Source organism: Bacillus sp. CGMCC 1.16541, from assembly GCF_003184905.1.
GTDB lineage: Bacteria > Bacillota > Bacilli > Bacillales > Bacillaceae_H > Priestia.
Genome location: NZ_QFRU01000015.1, coordinates 15643 through 38607 on the forward strand (window position 1 = coordinate 15643; position 22965 = coordinate 38607).

The following is a 22965-nucleotide window of genomic DNA, read 5'->3' on the forward strand; positions in this document are numbered from 1 at the left end:
ACCTACTCATTGGGCTTGGCCCTTCTCATTCCTTGAGGTGGGGGTCTTCTCGACTGAAATGATAAAAAAATGGCGAGTCTTCAATCAGCTCGCCACTTTTCCACATTATTATCCACAAATTATTCGAAAATGATTGAAAATTGTGGATATCAATATATTTATCCACATTATTGTTCTAAATCTAATCCAGGGTTTGCATTTAAATCCATTCCAGATCGCTTTCCATTTTCAAACATCACACTTCCTACAGCACCAATCATTGCTGCATTATCTGTACATAATGAAAGTGGAGGAATAATTAGTTCCACTTCTGGAATTTCTTCGAAAGCTTGTTCAAGCGCTGAACGTAAGCCTTTATTTGCAGCCACTCCTCCAGCTAATAGTACTTGTTGAACATCATATTCCTTTGCAGCTTGTTTGGTCTTTGTTACTAATACTTCTACAACACTTTCTTGAAAGCTCGCAGCCATATTCTGTGGATTAATCTCTTCACCCTTTTGAGCTGCATTGTGGATTGTGTTGATAACTGCAGACTTTAATCCACTAAAACTAAAGTCATATGTTCCTTCTATCCACGCTCTTGGTAATTTATATGTTGGCTCTCCCTCATGAGCAAGGCGGTCAATATGAGGTCCTCCTGGATAAGGCAAGTTTAACGTCCGAGCAACTTTATCATAAGCCTCACCAGCTGCATCATCTCTTGTTTCCCCTATTACTTTAAACTTACCGTGCTCTTCCATCAAGACCAACTCAGTATGTCCTCCTGATACTACTAAAGATAGCAAAGGAAACTTCATCTCTTTTAAAAGACGATTAGCATAAATATGACCAGCGATATGATGAACACCTACAAGTGGTTTATTATGTGCAAAAGCAATAGCTTTAGCAGCATTTACTCCAATTAATAACGCTCCCACTAATCCAGGACCTTCTGTTACTGCAACAGCATCAATCTCTTCCATGCTCATCTTTGCTTCATTTAACGCTTCTTCTAACACAATGGTTACTTGTTCAACATGATGTCTAGAGGCAATTTCCGGTACAACACCGCCAAATCGTTTATGACTTTCAATTTGAGAAGCGACTACATTGGATACAATCTCAGTTCCATTTTTAATAATAGCTACAGCTGTTTCATCACAGCTCGTTTCGATTGCTAGAATAAATTGTTCTTTTGTCATTATAAATTCACCCACATTACTAAAGCATCCTCATTGTTATCCGAATAGTAGTTTCTTCGAGTACCACCCGGTTGAAAACCTAACTTTCGGTACAATGATTGAGCAGTATAATTTGAAACTCTTACTTCAAGTGTCATTGATTGAGCACCCATTTCCTTTACTACATTTATTACATTACGTAGAAGTAACTCTCCTAAACCTTTACCTCGATATGAAGGAAGAAGTGCAATGTTTGTAATATGTACCTCATCAACAATAATCCATGTTCCACAATACCCAATTATTTGTTCATTCTCTTCCATCACAATATAAGTAGAAAATTGGTTGTTAGTTAATTCATTATAAAACGCTTCTCTGCTCCACGGTGTCGCAAACGATTGCTCCTCAATTTTAACTACTTCATCAATATCTTTTATCTCCATCAGACGAAATTTAATGGTTACCTTCATCATTCAATTCCTCAAGAGTTTTGATTCTGAGAAGCTAACCAGTTAGCTTCTGCTTCTGCTAATCGCGCATAATTAGGGACAAATGCATGTAAAGGTGTTGCTTCCTTTTGCATACCTATTAAAGCTAGCTGACTTGGACGAGGATTATGCTGTGTATACGGAGCAATGACAGCTAAATCTCCTAGCTCCCTTTTAATAATTTCTTCATGCACTTTTACGTCGTTTCCTAAAAAAAGTACTTTTTGATTGTATTGTTTAATTTTTTGCAACCAATCAACATTAATAACAAGCTGATCTTCTACTTTTTTTACGAATGTTCCATCTGCTTGATACTGATACAATCCAGTGAAAATTTGCTGTCTTCGAGCATCAAAAAGTGGACATACAAATCCTTCAAAGTAACGCCCATTCGCTGCTAACACTTCTAGACTTGATACGCCTATTAATGGAATATTTAACGTCCATGCTAATGTCTTCGCAATCGTAACACCTATTCGTACACCTGTGTAAGAACCAGGTCCTTGTGCGACAACGATTCGCTCAAGATCTTTTGCATTTACGCTACACTCTTTTAATAAAGTTTCAATTGCTGGCATTAAACGTACAGAATGATTTTTCTTTAAATTAGTAATAACCTCTCCAATTACCTGACTATCATCCACAACAGCAATGCCCATAACTAAATTCGATGTGTCAATCGCTAACGTTTTCATGGTTAAAAAGCTCCTCACAAATATCAATATAACGTTGTCCTACAGCCTCTAATTCAATTTTTCTTTTGTTCTCATCTGCATGATAAAGATTAATTTTTAAATAAGCAAGTGGTAGTTGATCTTCAATTAAATGTGCCCACTCCACAACCGTTACACCATTTCCTTCAAAATACTCATCAAAACCGAGATCTTCAAAGCTATCAGCTAAGCGATAAACATCCATATGATATAGAGGTAAGCGACCGCCTATATATTCTTTAATAATAGTAAAGGTCGGGCTATTTACATTTCGTTCAATTTTTAATCCTCTTGCCAATCCTTTTGTAAAGGTTGTCTTGCCAGCGCCTAAATCTCCTTCTAATAATAAAACAGACTTTTCCTCTAGGTATTTACTTAACGTAGAAGCAAAATTCATTGTTTGCTCAGCTGAGTTTGAAAAGAAAGAATAATTTCGAGATTGCTCCATCATTTTAGAACCTCACTTCAGTCAATATATATCTATTTTAAACGCACCGTGGATAACATATCCACCAATAAGTTGAAACTGTGCCTAATAAGCTAAAGTTTTTCTGTAGATATAAAAAAGACCCTAGGATTTCTCCTAAGGACAGCAAATAGTAATGTAAAATAGTTCAACAAAGGAATAAATAAAAAAGACGAAACATTTGTTTCGTTATCAGATTACTTATAGTAATAATGGCGGTCCCGACGGGAATCGAACCCGCGATCTCCTGCGTGACAGGCAGGCATGTTAACCGCTACACCACGGGACCTATTTGGTTGCGGGGACAGGATTTGAACCTGCGACCTTCGGGTTATGAGCCCGACGAGCTACCAGACTGCTCCACCCCGCGATAATAAAAATAAATACTGCCTGGCAACGTCCTACTCTCACAGGGACAAAGTCCCAACTACCATCGGCGCTAGAGAACTTAACTTCCGTGTTCGGCATGGGAACGGGTGTGACCTCTCTGCTATCGCCACCAGACACTATTCTATTATAACAATCTTCTAGAGAAATGCAACGTATTCAATTAAGAGATTGTTCTCTCAAAACTAGATAACAATTTGCTGAGGAAAAGCATACGCTTTTCTGATTGTCTAGCTATGGCTCCTACCTTTTCGGGCATTTCACTTTTGCCAATGAAACTACAGAACAGTTTCCCTGTCAAAAGCTCCAATGTCTCTCAAAGGTGAACAGTCGCCTTCGCTTTTCTTAAGTGGTTAAGTCCTCGACCGATTAGTATCAGTCAGCTACACATGTCACCATGCTTCCACCTCTGACCTATCAACCTGATCATCTTTCAGGGGTCTTACTAGCTTGCGCTATGGGAAATCTCATCTTGAGGGGGGCTTCATGCTTAGATGCTTTCAGCATTTATCCCGTCCGCACATAGCTACCCAGCGATGCCTTTGGCAAGACAACTGGTACACCAGCGGTGCGTCCATCCCGGTCCTCTCGTACTAAGGACAGCTCCTCTCAAATTTCCTGCGCCCACGACGGATAGGGACCGAACTGTCTCACGACGTTCTGAACCCAGCTCGCGTACCGCTTTAATGGGCGAACAGCCCAACCCTTGGGACCGACTACAGCCCCAGGATGCGATGAGCCGACATCGAGGTGCCAAACCTCCCCGTCGATGTGGACTCTTGGGGGAGATAAGCCTGTTATCCCCGGGGTAGCTTTTATCCGTTGAGCGATGGCCCTTCCATGCGGAACCACCGGATCACTAAGCCCGACTTTCGTCCCTGCTCGACTTGTAGGTCTCGCAGTCAAGCTCCCTTGTGCCTTTACACTCTACGAATGATTTCCAACCATTCTGAGGGAACCTTTGGGCGCCTCCGTTACATTTTAGGAGGCGACCGCCCCAGTCAAACTGCCCACCTGACACTGTCTCCCAGCCCGATAAGGGCTGCGGGTTAGAATTTCAATACAGCCAGGGTAGTATCCCACCGACGCCTCCACCGAAGCTAGCGCTCCGGCTTCTCAGGCTCCTACCTATCCTGTACAAGCTGTACCAAAATTCAATATCAGGCTACAGTAAAGCTCCACGGGGTCTTTCCGTCCTGTCGCGGGTAACCTGCATCTTCACAGGTAATATAATTTCACCGAGTCTCTCGTTGAGACAGTGCCCAGATCGTTACGCCTTTCGTGCGGGTCGGAACTTACCCGACAAGGAATTTCGCTACCTTAGGACCGTTATAGTTACGGCCGCCGTTTACTGGGGCTTCGATTCAGAGCTTCTCCCAAAGGATAACCCCTCCTCTTAACCTTCCAGCACCGGGCAGGCGTCAGCCCCTATACTTCGCCTTACGGCTTCGCAGAGACCTGTGTTTTTGCTAAACAGTCGCCTGGGCCTATTCACTGCGGCTCTCTCGGGCTTTAACACCCTAACAGAGCACCCCTTCTCCCGAAGTTACGGGGTCATTTTGCCGAGTTCCTTAACGAGAGTTCTCTCGATCACCTTAGGATTCTCTCCTCGCCTACCTGTGTCGGTTTGCGGTACGGGTACCTCCCACCTCGCTAGAGGCTTTTCTTGGCAGTGTGGAATCAGGAACTTCGGGGCCTTGGCCCCTTCGCCATCACAGCTCAGCCTTCACGATGAGCGGATTTGCCTACTCATCAGCCTAACTGCTTAGACACGCATATCCAGCAGCGTGCTTACCCTATCCTCCTGCGTCCCCCCATTGCTCAAACGGTGGGGAGGTAGTACAGGAATATCAACCTGTTGGCCATCGCCTACGCCTTTCGGCCTCGGCTTAGGTCCCGACTAACCCTGAGCGGACGAGCCTTCCTCAGGAAACCTTAGGCATTCGGTGGACAAGATTCTCACTTGTCTTTCGCTACTCATACCGGCATTCTCACTTCTAAGCGCTCCACCAGTCCTTACGGTCTAGCTTCAACGCCCTTAGAACGCTCTCCTACCACTGACATCATCGATGTCAATCCACAGCTTCGGTGATACGTTTAGCCCCGGTACATTTTCGGCGCAGAGTCACTCGACCAGTGAGCTATTACGCACTCTTTAAATGGTGGCTGCTTCTAAGCCAACATCCTGGTTGTCTAAGCAACTCCACATCCTTTTCCACTTAACGTATACTTTGGGACCTTAGCTGGTGGTCTGGGCTGTTTCCCTCTTGACTACGGATCTTATCACTCGCAGTCTGACTCCCGAGAATAAGTATTTGGCATTCGGAGTTTGACTGAATTCGGTAACCCGTTGGGGGCCCCTAGTCCAATCAGTGCTCTACCTCCAATACTCTCATCTCGAGGCTAGCCCTAAAGCTATTTCGGAGAGAACCAGCTATCTCCAGGTTCGATTGGAATTTCTCCGCTACCCACACCTCATCCCCGCACTTTTCAACGTGCGTGGGTTCGGGCCTCCATTCAGTGTTACCTGAACTTCACCCTGGACATGGGTAGATCACCTGGTTTCGGGTCTACGACCACGTACTATGTCGCCCTATTCAGACTCGCTTTCGCTGCGGCTCCGTCTTTTCGACTTAACCTTGCACGGGATCGTAACTCGCCGGTTCATTCTACAAAAGGCACGCCATCACCCGTTAACGGGCTCTGACTACTTGTAGGCACACGGTTTCAGGATCTTTTTCACTCCCCTTCCGGGGTGCTTTTCACCTTTCCCTCACGGTACTGGTTCACTATCGGTCACTAGGGAGTATTTAGCCTTGGGAGATGGTCCTCCCAGCTTCCGACGGGATTTCACGTGTCCCGCCGTACTCAGGATCCACTCAAGAGAGAACGAAGTTTCGACTACAGGATTTTTACCTTCTTCGATGGACCTTTCCAGGTCGCTTCATCTACCTCGTTCTTTTGTAACTCCGTATAGAGTGTCCTACAACCCCAAGAGGCAAGCCTCTTGGTTTGGGCTTCTTCCGTTTCGCTCGCCGCTACTCAGGAAATCGCATTTGCTTTCTCTTCCTCCGGGTACTTAGATGTTTCAGTTCCCCGGGTCTGCCTTCCATACTCTATGTATTCAAGTAAGGATACTGTTCCATTACGAACAGTGGGTTTCCCCATTCGGAAATCTCTGGATCAAAGCTCACTTACAGCTCCCCAAAGCATATCGGTGTTAGTCCCGTCCTTCTTCGGCTCCTAGTGCCAAGGCATTCACCGTGCGCCCTTTCTAACTTAACCTAAGATCAATCGTAAGATTGATTTATGCAACGAATGTTGCAGTGTATAGTTTAGAAAAGTTTTTACACTTTCCTCAGCTTTACTTGCTATCTAGTTTTCAAAGAACAATAAAAGCACAAGTGTGCTTGGTGGAGCCTAGCGGGATCGAACCGCTGACCTCCTGCGTGCAAGGCAGGCGCTCTCCCAGCTGAGCTAAGGCCCCAAATAAATGATAAAAATAATATGGTGGGCCTAAGTGGACTCGAACCACCGACCTCACGCTTATCAGGCGTGCGCTCTAACCAGCTGAGCTATAGGCCCATATTATTTTATTTCATGAGAGAATTCTCTCAAAACTGAACAAAAACAAACAAAGTCACGTTTTTACGATGTCTAGCTACGGCTCCTCTCAAGATTGAACAGTCGCCTTTGCTTTTCGTATAATCCTTAGAAAGGAGGTGATCCAGCCGCACCTTCCGATACGGCTACCTTGTTACGACTTCACCCCAATCATCTGTCCCACCTTAGGCGGCTGGCTCCTTACGGTTACCCCACCGACTTCGGGTGTTACAAACTCTCGTGGTGTGACGGGCGGTGTGTACAAGGCCCGGGAACGTATTCACCGCGGCATGCTGATCCGCGATTACTAGCGATTCCAGCTTCATGTAGGCGAGTTGCAGCCTACAATCCGAACTGAGAATGGTTTTATGGGATTGGCTAAACCTCGCGGTCTTGCAGCCCTTTGTACCATCCATTGTAGCACGTGTGTAGCCCAGGTCATAAGGGGCATGATGATTTGACGTCATCCCCACCTTCCTCCGGTTTGTCACCGGCAGTCACCTTAGAGTGCCCAACTTAATGCTGGCAACTAAGATCAAGGGTTGCGCTCGTTGCGGGACTTAACCCAACATCTCACGACACGAGCTGACGACAACCATGCACCACCTGTCACTCTGTCCCCCGAAGGGGAACGCCCTATCTCTAGGGTTGTCAGAGGATGTCAAGACCTGGTAAGGTTCTTCGCGTTGCTTCGAATTAAACCACATGCTCCACCGCTTGTGCGGGCCCCCGTCAATTCCTTTGAGTTTCAGTCTTGCGACCGTACTCCCCAGGCGGAGTGCTTAATGCGTTAGCTGCAGCACTAAAGGGCGGAAACCCTCTAACACTTAGCACTCATCGTTTACGGCGTGGACTACCAGGGTATCTAATCCTGTTTGCTCCCCACGCTTTCGCGCCTCAGCGTCAGTTACAGACCAAAGAGCCGCCTTCGCCACTGGTGTTCCTCCACATCTCTACGCATTTCACCGCTACACGTGGAATTCCGCTCTTCTCTTCTGCACTCAAGTTCCCCAGTTTCCAATGACCCTCCACGGTTGAGCCGTGGGCTTTCACATCAGACTTAAGGAACCGCCTGCGCGCGCTTTACGCCCAATAATTCCGGACAACGCTTGCCACCTACGTATTACCGCGGCTGCTGGCACGTAGTTAGCCGTGGCTTTCTGGTTAGGTACCGTCAAGGTACGAGCAGTTACTCTCGTACTTGTTCTTCTCTAACAACAGAACTTTACGACCCGAAGGCCTTCATCGTTCACGCGGCGTTGCTCCGTCAGACTTTCGTCCATTGCGGAAGATTCCCTACTGCTGCCTCCCGTAGGAGTCTGGGCCGTGTCTCAGTCCCAGTGTGGCCGATCACCCTCTCAGGTCGGCTACGCATCGTCGCCTTGGTGAGCCGTTACCTCACCAACTAGCTAATGCGCCGCGGGCCCATCTGTAAGTGATAGCCGAAACCATCTTTCAACTTAACCTCATGTGAGGTTAAGTATTACCCGGTATTAGCTCCGGTTTCCCGAAGTTATCCCAGTCTTACAGGTAGGTTGCCCACGTGTTACTCACCCGTCCGCCGCTGACTTTTTAAAAGCAAGCTTTTAAAAAGTCCGCTCGACTTGCATGTATTAGGCACGCCGCCAGCGTTCGTCCTGAGCCAGGATCAAACTCTCCGAAGAAATGTTTGACTTGCTCATAAAATAGTTTAAAACTTAATTAACGTTGACGTTTGTCGCTTTGTTCAGTTTTCAAAGTTCAACCGCCGCTTCATGAGCGACTTTATTATCATACCAAGTTGTCCGATTCATGTCAACAACTTTTTTATTTTAATTTCTTTCATTTGTTATCGCTCGTTAGCGACAAGTAATAATCTATCACAGTTTATTATCATGAGTCAATACTCTTTTTTATATTTTTTTGTTTAGAGCGAATATATTTGGAGCATTCTCTAGGACTTGCTACACGACAGAAAAGTTTAAAGAGGAGATCATACCTTTCTTCCATGCTTCTTTTTACAAGATGATCAATACGATTATCCGTAAAATCAAATAATAACTCTTCTAATTCTCGCTTTATAACGTATTCTAATTCTTTTATTTCTTTTTCATTAACTAATAACCCTCGCATAATACACCCCTTAGATATCACTTTATTTTCCTAATTTAACCTTTTTCTGCAAATAAAATTCCTTTATTCTCATTTGTTTTGTTATTTATTTATCAGATAAGGCATAAAGATTAGACAAGAATAGCTTATCCAAGGGGGAGAAGTATGAATTTCTTTTATACTATTCGAGCTCAAAAACTCAAGAAGTTGTCCATTATAGTAATCGCTGCTTTTTTCACTAGTTTTTTTCTGTACGCACAAAGCCTTTTAAACTTTCCTGTCTTCTCAACCGATAGTGGTCCAAAAGCCATTTCAAAAGCGGAAGACCAAAAAGATCAACTCGCTCTTACGTTTAATATCAGCTGGGGAGATGAGAACGCAATCCCTATTTTAGATGAACTTAAACGCCAAGGATTAAAAAACGCAACATTTTTTCTTTCTGCATCTTGGGCTGAACGACACCCAGATGTTGTAGAACGTATTAAGAAAGACGGTCACGAAATTGGGACAATGGGCTATGAGTATAAATCTTACACTTCTATGGAGAGCACTAAAATCAAACAAGATCTAGCTAAATCAAAGAAAGTGTTCGACTCATTAGGCTTGAAAAAAGTCACACTCATTCGTCCACCGAACGGTCACTTTGACAAGAACATATTAAATATTTTAAATTCGTCTGGTTACACAGTTGTTCACTGGAGTATTGATTCTAAGGATTGGACAAATCCTGGAGTGGATAGAATTGTTGAAAACACCACAGAGGAGATGGACGGTGGTGATATTATTTTACTGCACGCATCTGACTCAGCTCAACAAACTTTAAAAGCATTACCACTTATTACGCAAGAGATGAAGAAGAAACAAATTGCGAACGCAAAAGTCTCAGAGCTTGTGGCAAACACAAAGAAAAAAACAAAAGAAGTAAACTAAAAACGATTAAATCATTGGTTAACCACTAAGTGCACTTCATGAATTATCTGTTACCTTTTAGAAGCTGACAGATAATTCATGAAGCTACTTAGAAACTAAAACTTTGATTTAATCATTTTTTTGTTTGGTATTAATTAACTTAGGTAAAATAAGTAACTGATATGTGTTACAGATTAAGAGAGGAAACAACATTAAATACACCCATCCCTCTTCATTAATACGTAACGCAGGAAACCATTCTGCTGTTGTTACTACAACAATAAAAAATAGAGCTGGAATAAACGCTTCTTTATTGGTTTGCTTCATTTTAAAATAAGCTACAATCAAACCTACAATTAACACATACATTGCTAAGACAATGTATGGTGTTACACTGTCACCCTCTGTAGCAAACGCTCGATAGCGGAAATAAATAAGATCAAAAACGACAAAACCAATTAATACAAGTTGAACCGCATTCCATAATGAAACCGATTTAAAAATTCCTAACCCAAAGCGATGAATGGTTAAATAAGCAAAGAACCCCATTTGGCTAATAATACTAAAGATAAAACCCACCCCAACTAGCCAAAATAAAATTGATAGAATTTCAACAATATCAAATGCAAAAAAAAGTGATTCATACTCATCCCATTTAACCGCAAAACCAACAATCCCAGTGCTTACTCCACCCAATAGTAGAGTAGACAAGAATAAACGAACCCAATTACGACTATTCAATGCTAGATCCCCCAAATTCCGATAAAATCCATTGCTTCATAAATTGTACCAACGACACCTTGAAAAATCTAGGCTTGTCCTACAATCAATCGTGAATAAAATTTGAAAAATCTCTCATATTAAAAATAAGTGTACAATTGAAAGGAGCTTAACTCATGTTAAAAAAACCCTTGTTGCTCCTCCTTTATGCAACAACATGTGCTCTATTTTTAAGCGCCTGTGCCCCTCAAGATGAAGAAGGGAACAGCATGGATTACGACCAAACGAAAAAAATGGTTGTTGATATCCTTAAAACAGACGATGGTAAAAAAGCCATTCAAGAAGTATTAAAAGATGAAGAAGTAAAAAAAGATTTGGTTATGGATCAAACCGTTGTAAAAGAGACGATCTCTAGCACGTTAACTTCAGAAAAGGGCATTGATTTTTGGAAACAAACATTTAGTGACCCGAAGTTTGCTGAGACGTTTGCAAAAAGTGTACAAAAAGAACAAGAAGAATTAATGAAAAAACTTATGAAAGATCCTGAGTATCAATCATCGTTAATGGAAATCTTAAAAAATCCGGAGATGGAGAAGCAAGTAACCGAAGTGTTAAAAGGACAAGAATTTAGAGCTCATTTACAAAAAGTGATGACCGAAACGTTTCAAAGCCCTCTCTATCAAGCAAAAATTCAAGATTTGCTAATGAAAGCTGCATCTGAGCAAGGTCAAGATTCTTCAAAAGAAAGTAGTGAAGCAGAATCTGGAGATTCAGGAGATAGTGAAGGTAATGCATCCGAGCAAGAGCAAGGATAAGCGTGATCATTTTTTGTAACCTTATAGATTTATAAACCCCTGTTAACGTAGTACGTTAACAGGGGTTTATAAATGGCTTAACTCAAAACAGATTCCTCACACTTTTTGGTGATCTTCTCTCCTATTTCAAGATAGATTTTACCTAATTGATGATTTTGGTCATAGATAGCCGGAGCAAAATCGTCATCATTCCAATCAGGCTGTCTCAGTGGAAGCTTTCCAAGGATTTCAGTTTGAAGTTCTTCTGCCAACTTCTCCCCTCCACCTTTTCCGAATACATACTCTTTTTCACCTGTTAACTTACTTTCAAAGTAAGCCATGTTTTCAACAACGCCAATTACTTCATGATCCGTTTTAATAGCCATAGCCCCCGCTCTTGCTGCTACAAAGGCTGCAGTCGGATGTGGAGTGGTTACAATAACCTCTTTACAAGCCGGTAACATTGAATGCACGTCTAACGCGACATCTCCCGTACCCGGAGGTAAATCCAGTAAGAGATAGTCTAAGTCTCCCCACTCAACTTCTGTAAAAAAGCTTGTTAGCATTTTCCCTAACATCGGACCTCTCCAGATAACTGGAGAATTATCTTCTACGAAAAAGCCCATTGAAATAACTTTTACCCCAAAACGCTCAACAGGTATAATCTTTTCCCCTCTTACAACTGGACGCTTTGTGATACCCATCATATCGGGTACACTAAATCCATATATATCAGCGTCAATTAAACCCACTTTCTTTCCTAAACGCGCTAATGATACAGCTAAGTTTACTGATACTGTAGACTTCCCTACCCCACCTTTACCGCTTGCAATTGCTATAAATTGTGTTGAAGATTGATTCGTCAGTAAATTCCCTGGGTTTGAACTTGTACTCGCTTGGAACGGAGCCAACTCCTCAGGAGAAAATTCTACAAAGCGAAGACCTACTGTATGAGCTCCTGCTTCTTTTAATGCATCAACAATGACATTTTGTAGCTTTAACTGTTCACTTGAACCCGTTTTAGCTACCGCTATTTTAACACTTACATGCTGCTTGTCCTCTTTAATTTTAATTTCTTTAACCGCGTTCGTTTCCCCTAACGTTTTATGTAAGAAAGGATCTTTTAATTCACTTAAAATTTGCTTTACTCTTTCTTCTGTTAACATATCTCCCACCACCATTATAAAATCGTTTTCATTTTTAATTATAACACACTTATAAATATATGACTTTTCACAAATATACAAAAATAAGAGAAAGGAGAATGCAATCCATTACGTTACCTTTCTCTTATTTCTCTTATCCTTATTTAATTTATACTCTGCTCGTCTGTAAAATATCGATTTACACCTTTATATATCGATTCTGCAATTTGTCTTTGATACTTCTTTTTCTCCAATAGCTCTCGCTCACTCGGATTAGATAAAAAGCCTACCTCTACTAAAGCGCCAGGTACTTTTGCGTTTTTTAATAAATAAAGACTTTGAATCGCTTTTGCTTCACGAGACGTGTTGCTTAAGTTTTTACGAAGTTCATCTTGAATAAACTTTGATACACGCTTGTTCTCCTCAAAAGAACCATGATAAAACGTTTGTGCGCCTCTCCAATTTGGAGAAGGGATAGCGTTTAAGTGTAAGCTTAGGTAAAGATCTGCATCTGATTCATTAATCATTTGTAATCTTTTTTTCAAATCCTCTACTTTTCGTCTGCTATATCCTTTTGTTTCTTCTTCAGCTAAGTCATAGTCACCTTCTCTTGTTAAAAGGACAAGCGCCCCTTGTTCTTGTAGATAATCTCTAAGTAGTAGCGTAATAGTAAGTGTAATATCTTTCTCCAATGTCTTTCCACCAATTGCTCCACCGTCCACACCACCGTGTCCTGGATCTAAAATAATAATTCTTCCACTTAGAGGTAGGTTCCATGACTTCCACGAATTTTTATCTACAAATTGATACTGAATAACAAACAACAAACTTACAGCCGCTATAATAGCACAAATCCATTTTACTTTAGTCATCCAATCCCTCCAGCCAGTCCTATCTACTTACTCTATATGGGACAATGCTGAGATTTATGAATGATTTTTCACTACCTCACTTTGGTTACGTCGTTCTAAAACTGCTCTCCTGCTATTACTTTAAACGGAGGCGATACCTTTTTTCACCCTTTTGAAAGCCGTCTGTCCAACAGTCGTGCACGTATTGTTCACATATATAATAAATACTTTCCTGATAAAGGTCTTCTTCTCCTAATGGGGACCAAAAATTTAGATAATCATATAAAGCATCAATGAGCATTTTCTCTTCTAATGCGCACCTTACTTTTACATCATTTTCTGGTTCACCGTAATAACCAAATCGACTAAACCTTGCTCCTAGCAAATAAGATTCAATTGCAATATCCATACAACCTTCTTCAATTGAAGATGTAATATAATCTTTCCGAATAAACAAAGGTTCAAAGTATGTTTCAATGCGATCACGAAGCGTATCAACAGATAACTCACGAAGCATTTTTCGCTCATATACCATTTGTTTCTCTAATCTTTTTTCTTTCAAGCTCATAATTACGTTCATAACAATCTTTACGCCCCCTTTTTACATATTGTTTGCACATCAACTCTTCTCATGCGTAAAGAATATGAACGGCGACTTCCAAATATTGAATAGAAATGAGGATACTCCTACTATATTCAGTTGAAGAATGAAATTATGAGTGAAAGACAAATGTGGGAGCAATTTATTCGGTCAATTTGATCGAGTAGAAAATTGAATGATACTCATTTTTAAGCATAAAAAAACTCTCAAGCAACAACTTGAGAGTTTTTTGAAACGTAATAATTAACGTTTTGAGAACTGAGGAGCACGACGAGCACCTTTAAGACCGTATTTTTTACGCTCTTTCATACGTGCGTCACGAGTTAATAAACCAGCGCGTTTTAGTGTTACGCGGTATTCTGGATCTGCTTCTAATAAAGCACGAGAGATACCATGACGGATAGCTCCAGCTTGACCAGCATAGCCTCCACCATCAACGTTTACTAATACGTCATAGTTACCTAATGTTTCAGTTAAAGCAAGTGGTTGTTTTACCACTTCACGTAATGCAGCGAATGGGATATATTCTTCGATTTTACGACCGTTAATTGTAATGCTACCGTTACCTGGTACTAAACGTACACGAGCAACAGAGCTTTTACGACGGCCAGTTCCGTAATATTGTACCTGTGCCAAGATAATAACCTCCTTTTAAATTATCCGCGAAGTTCGTAAACTTCTGGTTTTTGAGCTTCATGTGGATGTGTGTTACCAGCATACACATTTAATTTTTTGAACATTTGACGACCTAGGCTACCTTTTGGAAGCATACCTTTGATTGCTAGTTCAAGCATCTTTTCAGAGTAGTTAGTACGCATTTCTAATGCTGTACGTTGCTTTAAACCACCTGGATGCATAGTGTGACGGTAATAAATCTTGTCTGTTAATTTTTTACCTGTTAATTCGATTTTTGATGCGTTGATGATGATTACGTGATCACCAGTGTCAACGTTTGGTGTATAAGTTGGTTTATGTTTACCGCGTAAGATTGTAGCAATTTCACTTGCTAGACGACCTAAAGTTTGACCTTCAGCATCGACAACGTACCATTTACGCTCTACTTCGTTTGCTTTCGCCATGAAAGTTGTACGCATGAGTTTCCCTCCTAATTATCAATCATTAAAAAATGAATTATTTCAACCTTCTATTTCAACACGATTAATTTCCGGGGCTAATCGCGGGGTTAAAATACATACCATAGGATATAATATCGCTTTGTAATCCCAATGTCAAGAAAATGTTACACCAGGTTTAGTTGTCATAGTTTACTTTCCATAAATACAATCCGTGAGCTGGTGCGGTTTTTCCAGCATATATGCGAGATTTCTTTGCTAAAATTTCTTTTATTTGAGCTGGAAAAATTTTTTCTTGACCTACTTCAATTAGTGTCCCTACTAGAATACGAACCATATTATACAGAAATCCATTCCCAACAAACTTCATAAGTAATTCATTCTCATATTGAGAAATTTCAATTTTATAGATGGTCCTTACACGATCTTCGATTTCTGTTTTTGAAGAACAAAAGCTTGTAAAGTCATGAGTTCCTATTAAATATTGAGCCGCCTCTTTCATTCGCTCTTTATTTAATTCGTAGGGATAGTGATAAGCGAAGTGGCGACTGAATACATCCCGCTCTGATTGGCGTGATATTTTATAGCGATACTCTTTAGATACAACACTAAACCTGGCATGAAACTCTTCATCCACCTCTTGTACATGTTTTACAACAATATCATCTGGTAAAAGAGAATTTAATGCCTTCATCCATCTTGATGGTGGGATAGTTAGTGATGTATCAAAATGTAAGACTTGTCCATAGGCATGAACATTGGCGTCTGTTCGACCTGAAGCATGTACTTTTATATCGTTTCTGTTATGCATTTTAGCTAACACTTGCTCAAATTCACTTTGTACAGTTCGTTTATTAGGCTGTACTTGGTAGCCAGAAAATCCACTACCATCATAAGAGATTGTACATTTTATTCGTCTCATATTTTTCACCAAATTTTCACGATCTCATAATCAGTAATATAGCTGCCATTAGTGCTAACAAAATTAACATTAGTGTATCACTAGATTTCCAGATTAGTTGTCTATACTTTGTCCTTTCTTCCCCACCGCGATATCCTCTTGCTTCCATCGCAACCGCAAGCTCCTCCGCGCGTTTAAATGAATTAATAAACAAAGGAACTAAGAGAGGGACAATGGCTTTTAACCGATCTTTTATCGGTCCACTTGAGAAATCAACACCTCTAGCTGTTTGAGCTTTCATAATCTTATCAGTTTCATCCATCAAGGTTGGAATGAACCTTAAAGAAATTGACATCATTAGCGCTAATTCATGAACAGGAAACTTAAACCTCTTTAATGGGTGCAACAAACTTTCCATTCCGTCTGTGACTTGAATAGGAGTTGTTGTTAAGGTTAATAATGTTGTCATTAAAATTAGAAAGAAAAACCGCAATGAAATAAAAATCCCCTGAATGAGTCCCCCTTTATGAATAGACAACCAGCCAATGTCTAGTAAAACCTCTCCCTCTTTTGTCATGAGAATATGAAGGATAAAAGTAAATATGACAATGAATAAAACAGGCTTTAAGCCTTTTAAGATAAATGAGAATGGAACACGGCTCATGATAACAATTAAAGCCGTATATGCCCCTAACAAAGCGTACCCATATGCATTATTTGCTAAAAACACAATCATGACGTAGAAGAAAACAAGCAGTAGTTTAGCTCGAGGATCCATTTTATGAACAAATGACTCACCAGGTACATACTTCCCAACAATCATGGAGTTCATCATGTACCATCACCTTCTGACATTAATGCTTTCACTTGCGAGATTACTTCCTCAACAGTTAAAGCAGGATCGGATACCTGTACCCCAAATCTCTCTTGTACTTTTAACATAAATAGCAATGATTCAGGTACATCTAATCCATACTTCTTTAACTCCCCGTATTGAGAAAAGATGTCTTTAGGGGTTCCTTTCATCGCAATGGTCCCTTTATTCATGACAACCACTTTGTCTGCATAATGAGCAGCATCCTCCATGCTGTGTGTCACAAGGATAGTTGTTAAGTTCTTTTCCTTATGAAGAGTATAAATCATCTCCATAATCTCTTTTCGTCCTCTAGGATCAAGCCCAGCTGTTGGCTCATCTAAGATTAATACCTCTGGCTCCATAGCTAAGATTCCAGCAATAGCTACTCTTCTCATTTGTCCACCACTTAGATCAAACGGTGAACGTTGCAGTAGGTCTTCTGATAAACCGACAAGTTTAATTAACTCTCGGGCTTTCTTTTTTGCTTCTTCTTCTGGTACACCAAAATTCATAGGACCAAAACAAATATCTTTTTCGATTGTTTCATCAAAAAGCTGATGTTCAGGAAACTGAAAAACAACGCCTACTTTTTTACGTATTGCCTTTAATTCTTTTTCTTTGCGATTTGCTTCAATTGTACGATGACCAATTGTAATTTGGCCAGATGTAGGCTTTAAAAGGGCATTAAAATGCTGAATAATTGTTGACTTACCTGAACCAGTATGGCCAATAATAGCTAGAAATGTACTAGACGGAATGTGTAAGTTCAAATCATATAAAGCTAAACGTTCAAATGGCGTGTTAGGTTGATAGCGATGTTCTACTTGTTTGAGTATAATTTCCATAGTTCGTCCACCAAATCCTCATTTGTTAGATGAATTTTTGACATTGTGATGCCTTCATTCTTTAGAGCTTGACTTAATTTCACAGCAAAAGGCAAATCTAACCCTATATCAGATAACTTCGGTCCTAACTGAAAAACTTCGTCAGGCGTTCCCTCAGCAAATACAGTTCCTTTATTCATCACGATGACTCTGTCTGCCATCGCAACTTCGTCTAAATCATGTGTAATTGAGATAATCGTAATTTTTTTATCTTCTTGTAATTTTCGGACAGTTTTAAGTACTTCCATCCTTCCACTAGGATCTAGCATTGACGTTGCCTCGTCTAACACAATGATAGATGGTTGTGCTGCAATAATACCTGCAATGGCTACACGTTGTTTTTGACCGCCTGATAAGTGGTGAGGCTCTTGTTCGATAAACTCTTCCATATTGACTAATTTAATGGCTTCTGGAATACGTTTACGCATCTCTTCAACGCTTACTCCGTTATTTTCTAGCCCAAAAGCGACATCGTCTTGTACGGTTGAGCCTACGAACTGATTATCTGGATTTTGAAAGACCATTCCAATATCTTTACGAATGTCCCAAATTGTTTCTTCAGATAACTCTCTATCCATAATAGTCACACTGCCACTTTGAGGTAAAAGAAGTCCATTTAGTATTTTTGCTAAAGTAGATTTTCCTGAACCGTTATGACCCGCAATGGCTAACCATTCTCCCTTATACACATTAAAAGATACATGATCTAGCACAAGAGGTAAATCTTCGTGATAACGAAAACTTAATTCTTTTATACTTAATGCTGTCTCCATCACATCACCTAACCTCCTCTCATCTCTTCTACTTTATTATTCACGCTATAGATCGATTCCATTAGACTTCCAAGTTCATTCATCCGATATTAATAAGACTCATGTTTCTTTATATGCAAAAAAAAGGGCATCGACTAGTTCCACACTGTCACGCCCTTTTCTCCATGTATAAATATTAAACTAATTCAATGATAACGATTGGAGCACCGTCACCACGGCGAGGTCCAACTTTTAAGATACGAGTGTAACCACCTTGGCGGTCTTCGTAGCGAGTTGCGATATCGCTGAATAGTTTTTGTAATGCGTTTTGACCAGACTCTTCGTTAGCTACTTCGTTACGTACGTAAGCTGCAGCTTGACGACGAGCGTGTAAGTCACCACGTTTACCTAAAGTAATCATTTTCTCAACAGTTGAACGTAGTTCTTTCGCACGTGCTTCAGTTGTTTCGATACGCTCGTTGATAATTAAATCAGTTGTTAAATCACGAAGAAGCGCTTTGCGTTGTGCGCTTGTGCGACCTAATTTACGGTATGACATGTGAGGTCCCCTCCTTTGTTGAATAATCAAACTAAACGTACTTAGTTATCTATCAATCATCTTTACGTAAGCCTAAACCTAATTCTTCTAGTTTCGCTTTTACCTCTTCTAGAGATTTACGTCCTAGGTTACGTACTTTCATCATATCTTCTTCAGTCTTATTAGCAAGCTCTTGTACGGTATTAATACCAGCACGTTTTAAGCAGTTATATGAGCGAACAGATAAATCAAGTTCTTCAATCGTCATCTCTAAAACTTTTTCTTTCTGATCTTCTTCTTTCTCAACCATAATCTCTGCTTTTTGAGCTTCGTCTGTTAAATTAACAAAGATATTTAAGTGCTCAGTTAAGATCTTTGCACCTAAAGCTACTGCTTTTTCTGGCTCGATGCTACCATCAGTCCAAACATCTAATGTTAACTTATCATAATTTGTCATTTGTCCTACACGTGTATTTTCCACGAAATATGCAACGCGTGTCACCGGAGTGTAAATCGAATCAATTGGTAATACACCAATCGGTTGATCTTCACGCTTGTTTGCATCTGCAGGAGTATAGCCTCGACCTGTTCTAGCTGTTAATCTCATACGGAAGTGAGCATCTGACTCTAATGTAGCAATATGAAGATCTGGGTTTAAAATCTCAACATCGCTATCACCTTGAATATCAGCAGCTGTTACAGCACCTTGACCCTGAACATCAATCTCTAAAGTTTTTTCTTCTTCGGAATAGATCTTTAGCGCTAATTTCTTAACGTTTAAAATGATGTTTGTTACATCTTCAACAACACCAGGTATTGTTGAAAACTCATGTAGTACACCATCTATTTGAATAGATGTTACAGCGGCACCAGGGAGTGAGGATAATAGGATACGACGTAAGGAGTTACCCAAAGTAGTACCATATCCACGCTCAAGTGGCTCGACGACGAATTTACCGTACTTTCTATCATCGCTGATTTCTACCGTTTCGATTTTTGGCTTTTCAATCTCTATCACTTATAAACCCTCCTTCAAAACGTCGAAACCTCGGTTAGAGCAATGGCAATCATTGACTAACCGAAATTCCCTATTAGACAGTTCCCGAATGTGCACAACAAATGGAAAAGCATTTATCTGCATGAATAAATTCTGTACCATATCCATTATAGACAAACATACAGAACTTATACACATTAATTATACACGACGACGTTTTGGCGGACGGCATCCATTATGAGGTACAGGAGTAACATCTTTAATAGCTGTTACTTCAAGACCTGCAGCTTGAAGTGAACGAATTGCAGCTTCACGACCAGCACCAGGACCTTTTACTGTAACTTCAAGAGTTTTTAAACCGTGCTCTTGAGATGCTTTAGCTGCAGTTTCAGCAGCCATTTGAGCAGCAAATGGAGTTGATTTACGAGAACCTCTGAAGCCAAGTGCACCAGCACTAGACCAAGCAATAGCGTTACCGTGAACATCTGTAATCGTTACGATCGTATTGTTGAAAGTTGAGCGGATATGAGCGATACCAGCTTCAATATTCTTTTTCACGCGGCGTTTACGAGTATTAGTTTTACGTGCCATGTGTTAGTACCTCCTTTACTAATTATTTCTTTTTGTTCGCTACCGTACGGCGAGGGCCTTTACGTGTGCGAGCGTTGTTTTTCGTATTCTGACCGCGAACTGGTAAGCCACGGCGATGACGAATACCACGGAATGAACCGATTTCGATTAGGCGTTTGATGTTTAAAGAAACTTCACGACGAAGATCTCCTTCTACTTTGTAGCTGTCGATAATGTCACGAATCTTACCTAATTCTTCTTCTGTTAAATCACGAACACGAGTATCTTCAGAAACTCCTGCTTCTGCTAGGATTTTTTCAGCTGTTGGGCGACCAATACCGAAAATGTATGTTAAAGAGATAACCACGCGCTTGTCACGAGGAATATCTACACCAGCAATACGTGCCATAAGAACAGTGCACCTCCTTGTTTATTAGCCTTGTTTTTGTTTATGCTTAGGGTTTTCACAAATAACCATTACTTTACCTTTTCTGCGGATAACTTTACACTTTTCGCAGATCGGCTTTACCGATGGTCTAACTTTCATGTTTCATACCTCCTTGATAGTACGGAGTGCATAGGTTTTATTTGAATCGGTACGTAATTCTACCGCGAGTTAAATCATAAGGTGATAGTTCTACAGTTACTTTGTCACCTGGTAAGATACGAATGAAGTGCATACGAATTTTACCAGAAACATGAGCTAACACTGTATGACCATTTTCTAATTCTACCTTGAACATTGCGTTAGGTAAAGTCTCAGCGACTGTACCTTCCACTTCAATTACATCGTCTTTTGCCATTAAATTGCTCTCCTTTCTTTGAAACAGTAACAAGCTATCAATAAACAACTAAAACAAAACCTGTTCTGAACATTCGGAGATTGTAATCATTAAATTCAAGATGAAACACGAATGTATAAACATCTTTACCATTTTAACAGCAAATCAGACTGAACGATCATCGTGAATTTAGATAATTACTTATACTGTCCAGTGCATTAAACGAGGAATGGATAGAGACTATATTTAAGATACATCAACCTTCTATTTATAATACAGTTAAGATCTCATAGCCTGTCTCAGTAATTGCAATTGTATGCTCAAAGTGAGCGCACATTTTTCCATCAACTGTTACAACTGTCCAATTATCAGGCAATGTTTTCACATATCGTGTACCGGCATTCACCATTGGCTCAATCGCCAATACCATGCCTGGACGTAAACGAGGTCCTTTATTTGGTGGACCATAATGGGGAATCTGTGGATCTTCATGTAAATCTTGACCAACGCCATGACCTACATACTCTCTAACAACAGAAAAGTTATGTGCTTCTACATGAGTTTGAATAGCATGCGAGATATTAGAAAGTCGATCACCAGGTTTAGCTTGCTCTAAACCTTTGTATAAAGACTGCTCAGTAACATCTAGTAGCTGTTGCGTCTCATCAGAGATAGCACCAACTGCATATGTCCAAGCAGAGTCACCATGGTAGCCATTGTATTTTGCACCAATGTCAATGCTGATAACGTCACCTTCATTAAGTTTTCGATTTCCAGGTATCCCATGTACTAGTTCTTCATTAACTGAGGCACATATACTTCCGCGAAACCCATTATACCCTTTAAAAGATGGAATTGCATCATGTTGACGAATAAATTTTTCAGCAATTGCATCCAATTCTTTCGTTGTAATGCCTGGCTGAACATGTTTTTTTAGCTCTTGATGAGTTAAAGCAACAATTCTTCCAGCTTCACGCATTATTGCTATTTCACGTGGGGTTTTACAAATAATCATTTATTGATGCCCCCAAGCAAGTTGCGGATATCATCAAATACATTGTTGATATCTTGATCGCCATTAATATTGCGTAGGTAACCTCTCTCTTCATAAAATGAAAGAAGTGGTTGAGATTGCTTCACGTTAACTTCGAGACGATTTGCAACTGTTTCTTCATTGTCATCAGCACGCTGATACAATTCACCACCACACTTGTCACACACTCCTTCTTTCGTTGGAGGATTGAAAACAAGGTGATACGTAGATCCACAGTCTTTACAAATACGACGACCCGTTAAACGTTCCATCAAAATACTTTGATCTACATCAATATTAATCACGTAAGTCATTTTCTTATTAAGTTCTTCTAAGATTGCTTCAAGAGCCTCTGCTTGAGCAACCGTTCTTGGGAAGCCGTCAAGTAGGAAACCAGTTTGACAATCTTCTTTATTCAATCTTTCACGTACAATGCCAATTGTTACTTCATCAGGAACAAGTGCACCTTGATCCATGAAAGATTTTGCTTTTAAGCCTAGTTGTGTTCCTTCTTTAATTGCAGCTCGGAACATATCTCCTGTTGAGATATGAGGGATATCATAAGTTTCAACGATTCGTTCTGCTTGTGTTCCTTTCCCAGCACCAGGAAGGCCCATTAACACCAAATTCATTTCATTTCCCCCTCAGTCT

25 protein-coding genes, 4 tRNA genes and 3 rRNA genes are annotated in these 22965 nt (G+C 40.5%); 2 read left to right on the plus strand and 30 right to left on the minus strand.

Features of this window, described 5'->3' with window-relative positions; genetic code table 11:
- Positions 1 to 167 precede the first annotated feature (167 nt).
- The 12 genes from tsaD to DIS06_RS14315 form a co-directional block, all read right to left on the minus strand.
- The gene (gene tsaD / locus DIS06_RS14260) at positions 168 to 1181 is read right to left on the minus strand and encodes a tRNA (adenosine(37)-N6)-threonylcarbamoyltransferase complex transferase subunit TsaD (protein WP_110113915.1); all 1014 of its coding nucleotides are present in this window, start codon (positions 1179 to 1181) and stop codon (positions 168 to 170) included.
- Positions 1181 to 1630: a ribosomal protein S18-alanine N-acetyltransferase gene (gene rimI, locus DIS06_RS14265; RefSeq protein ID WP_110113916.1), complete on the minus strand. Its 450-nt coding sequence runs from the start codon at positions 1628 to 1630 to the stop codon at positions 1181 to 1183. The genes tsaD and rimI overlap by 1 nt, the downstream gene beginning before the upstream one ends.
- Positions 1631 to 1641: 11 nt before the next feature.
- Positions 1642 to 2343 carry a tRNA (adenosine(37)-N6)-threonylcarbamoyltransferase complex dimerization subunit type 1 TsaB gene (tsaB, locus tag DIS06_RS14270; protein ID WP_110113917.1) on the minus strand — a complete coding sequence of 234 codons (702 nt, stop codon included), beginning with the start codon at positions 2341 to 2343 and terminating at the stop codon, positions 1642 to 1644.
- A complete protein-coding gene (gene tsaE / locus DIS06_RS14275) occupies positions 2324 to 2809 on the minus strand; it encodes a tRNA (adenosine(37)-N6)-threonylcarbamoyltransferase complex ATPase subunit type 1 TsaE (protein WP_110114005.1) in 486 nt (161 codons plus the stop codon). Before tsaE ends, tsaB begins: the two co-directional genes overlap by 20 nt.
- 231 nt (positions 2810 to 3040) lie before the next feature.
- Positions 3041 to 3116: transfer RNA gene (locus tag DIS06_RS14280), tRNA-Asp, on the minus strand.
- Positions 3117 to 3120: 4 nt separating this feature from the next.
- Positions 3121 to 3197, minus strand: a tRNA-Met gene (locus DIS06_RS14285).
- Between the two features lie 18 nt (positions 3198 to 3215).
- Positions 3216 to 3331 (minus strand): 5S ribosomal RNA (gene rrf / locus DIS06_RS14290).
- Between the two features lie 232 nt (positions 3332 to 3563).
- Positions 3564 to 6499, minus strand: a 23S ribosomal RNA gene (locus tag DIS06_RS14295).
- A 126-nt stretch (positions 6500 to 6625) separates the two neighbouring features.
- Positions 6626 to 6701, minus strand: a tRNA-Ala gene (locus tag DIS06_RS14300).
- A 21-nt stretch (positions 6702 to 6722) separates the two neighbouring features.
- Positions 6723 to 6799: transfer RNA gene (locus DIS06_RS14305), tRNA-Ile, on the minus strand.
- 130 nt (positions 6800 to 6929) lie between these two features.
- Positions 6930 to 8481: ribosomal RNA gene (locus tag DIS06_RS14310) — 16S ribosomal RNA — on the minus strand.
- Together the 16S, 23S and 5S rRNA genes with 4 tRNA genes alongside form the textbook arrangement of a ribosomal RNA operon.
- A 208-nt stretch (positions 8482 to 8689) precedes the next feature.
- Entirely contained in the window at positions 8690 to 8929 is a 240-nt protein-coding gene (locus DIS06_RS14315) for a hypothetical protein (protein WP_110113918.1), read from the minus strand.
- Between the two features lie 144 nt (positions 8930 to 9073).
- Between DIS06_RS14315 and pdaB the strand changes: the two genes are divergently transcribed.
- Complete coding sequence (pdaB, locus tag DIS06_RS14320) at positions 9074 to 9838, plus strand: polysaccharide deacetylase family sporulation protein PdaB (RefSeq protein WP_110113919.1); 765 nt, start codon at positions 9074 to 9076, stop codon at positions 9836 to 9838.
- A gap of 108 nt (positions 9839 to 9946) precedes the next feature.
- Here pdaB and DIS06_RS14325 read toward each other — a convergent pair whose 3' ends face one another.
- A complete protein-coding gene (locus tag DIS06_RS14325; protein WP_110113920.1) occupies positions 9947 to 10558 on the minus strand; it encodes a KinB-signaling pathway activation protein in 612 nt (203 codons plus the stop codon).
- 155 nt (positions 10559 to 10713) lie between these two features.
- On the opposite strand from DIS06_RS14325, the gene gerD reads away from it, so the two are divergent.
- Positions 10714 to 11352 carry a spore germination lipoprotein GerD gene (gerD, locus tag DIS06_RS14330; protein ID WP_110113921.1) on the plus strand — a complete coding sequence of 213 codons (639 nt, stop codon included), beginning with the start codon at positions 10714 to 10716 and terminating at the stop codon, positions 11350 to 11352.
- A gap of 77 nt (positions 11353 to 11429) precedes the next feature.
- Here gerD and DIS06_RS14335 read toward each other — a convergent pair whose 3' ends face one another.
- The 17 genes from DIS06_RS14335 to DIS06_RS14420 all read right to left on the minus strand — a co-directional run bounded on the left by DIS06_RS14335 (position 11430) and on the right by DIS06_RS14420 (position 22946).
- On the minus strand, positions 11430 to 12497 hold the full coding sequence (locus tag DIS06_RS14335; protein WP_110113922.1) for an Mrp/NBP35 family ATP-binding protein: 1068 nt from the start codon (positions 12495 to 12497) through the stop codon (positions 11430 to 11432).
- 143 nt (positions 12498 to 12640) lie between these two features.
- Positions 12641 to 13348, minus strand: coding sequence for an N-acetylmuramoyl-L-alanine amidase CwlD (gene cwlD / locus DIS06_RS14340; RefSeq protein WP_110113923.1), 708 nt, complete (start codon positions 13346 to 13348; stop codon positions 12641 to 12643).
- 115 nt (positions 13349 to 13463) lie between these two features.
- The gene (locus tag DIS06_RS14345; protein WP_110113924.1) at positions 13464 to 13907 is read right to left on the minus strand and encodes a DUF2521 family protein; all 444 of its coding nucleotides are present in this window, start codon (positions 13905 to 13907) and stop codon (positions 13464 to 13466) included.
- A gap of 264 nt (positions 13908 to 14171) precedes the next feature.
- On the minus strand, positions 14172 to 14564 hold the full coding sequence (rpsI, locus tag DIS06_RS14350) for a 30S ribosomal protein S9 (protein ID WP_110113925.1): 393 nt from the start codon (positions 14562 to 14564) through the stop codon (positions 14172 to 14174).
- A gap of 20 nt (positions 14565 to 14584) precedes the next feature.
- A complete protein-coding gene (gene rplM, locus DIS06_RS14355) occupies positions 14585 to 15022 on the minus strand; it encodes a 50S ribosomal protein L13 (RefSeq protein ID WP_110113926.1) in 438 nt (145 codons plus the stop codon).
- A 157-nt stretch (positions 15023 to 15179) separates the two neighbouring features.
- Entirely contained in the window at positions 15180 to 15923 is a 744-nt protein-coding gene (gene truA, locus DIS06_RS14360) for a tRNA pseudouridine(38-40) synthase TruA (protein ID WP_110113927.1), read from the minus strand.
- Positions 15924 to 15939: 16 nt separating this feature from the next.
- Positions 15940 to 16737: an energy-coupling factor transporter transmembrane component T family protein gene (locus DIS06_RS14365; protein ID WP_110113928.1), complete on the minus strand. Its 798-nt coding sequence runs from the start codon at positions 16735 to 16737 to the stop codon at positions 15940 to 15942.
- Positions 16734 to 17603: an energy-coupling factor ABC transporter ATP-binding protein gene (locus tag DIS06_RS14370; protein WP_110113929.1), complete on the minus strand. Its 870-nt coding sequence runs from the start codon at positions 17601 to 17603 to the stop codon at positions 16734 to 16736. The genes DIS06_RS14365 and DIS06_RS14370 overlap by 4 nt, the downstream gene beginning before the upstream one ends.
- Positions 17579 to 18418: an energy-coupling factor ABC transporter ATP-binding protein gene (locus DIS06_RS14375; RefSeq protein ID WP_110113930.1), complete on the minus strand. Its 840-nt coding sequence runs from the start codon at positions 18416 to 18418 to the stop codon at positions 17579 to 17581. The genes DIS06_RS14370 and DIS06_RS14375 overlap by 25 nt, the downstream gene beginning before the upstream one ends.
- A 172-nt stretch (positions 18419 to 18590) precedes the next feature.
- Entirely contained in the window at positions 18591 to 18953 is a 363-nt protein-coding gene (gene rplQ / locus DIS06_RS14380; protein WP_110113931.1) for a 50S ribosomal protein L17, read from the minus strand.
- A 52-nt stretch (positions 18954 to 19005) separates the two neighbouring features.
- Positions 19006 to 19950 (minus strand): DNA-directed RNA polymerase subunit alpha, encoded by a 945-nt coding sequence (locus DIS06_RS14385; protein ID WP_110113932.1) that lies wholly within the window; start codon positions 19948 to 19950, stop codon positions 19006 to 19008.
- A gap of 180 nt (positions 19951 to 20130) precedes the next feature.
- A complete protein-coding gene (gene rpsK, locus DIS06_RS14390) occupies positions 20131 to 20520 on the minus strand; it encodes a 30S ribosomal protein S11 (RefSeq protein WP_110113933.1) in 390 nt (129 codons plus the stop codon).
- Between the two features lie 22 nt (positions 20521 to 20542).
- Positions 20543 to 20908, minus strand: a complete 366-nt coding sequence (gene rpsM / locus DIS06_RS14395) for a 30S ribosomal protein S13 (protein WP_110113934.1) — start codon at positions 20906 to 20908, stop codon at positions 20543 to 20545.
- Positions 20909 to 20932: 24 nt separating this feature from the next.
- The gene (gene rpmJ / locus DIS06_RS14405; protein ID WP_003156543.1) at positions 20933 to 21046 is read right to left on the minus strand and encodes a 50S ribosomal protein L36; all 114 of its coding nucleotides are present in this window, start codon (positions 21044 to 21046) and stop codon (positions 20933 to 20935) included.
- Between the two features lie 37 nt (positions 21047 to 21083).
- Positions 21084 to 21302 (minus strand): translation initiation factor IF-1, encoded by a 219-nt coding sequence (infA, locus tag DIS06_RS14410; RefSeq protein ID WP_010285101.1) that lies wholly within the window; start codon positions 21300 to 21302, stop codon positions 21084 to 21086.
- A 247-nt stretch (positions 21303 to 21549) separates the two neighbouring features.
- Complete coding sequence (gene map, locus DIS06_RS14415; protein WP_110113936.1) at positions 21550 to 22296, minus strand: type I methionyl aminopeptidase; 747 nt, start codon at positions 22294 to 22296, stop codon at positions 21550 to 21552.
- The gene (locus DIS06_RS14420; protein WP_110113937.1) at positions 22293 to 22946 is read right to left on the minus strand and encodes an adenylate kinase; all 654 of its coding nucleotides are present in this window, start codon (positions 22944 to 22946) and stop codon (positions 22293 to 22295) included. The genes map and DIS06_RS14420 overlap by 4 nt, the downstream gene beginning before the upstream one ends.
- Between the last annotated feature and the right edge of the window lie 19 nt (positions 22947 to 22965).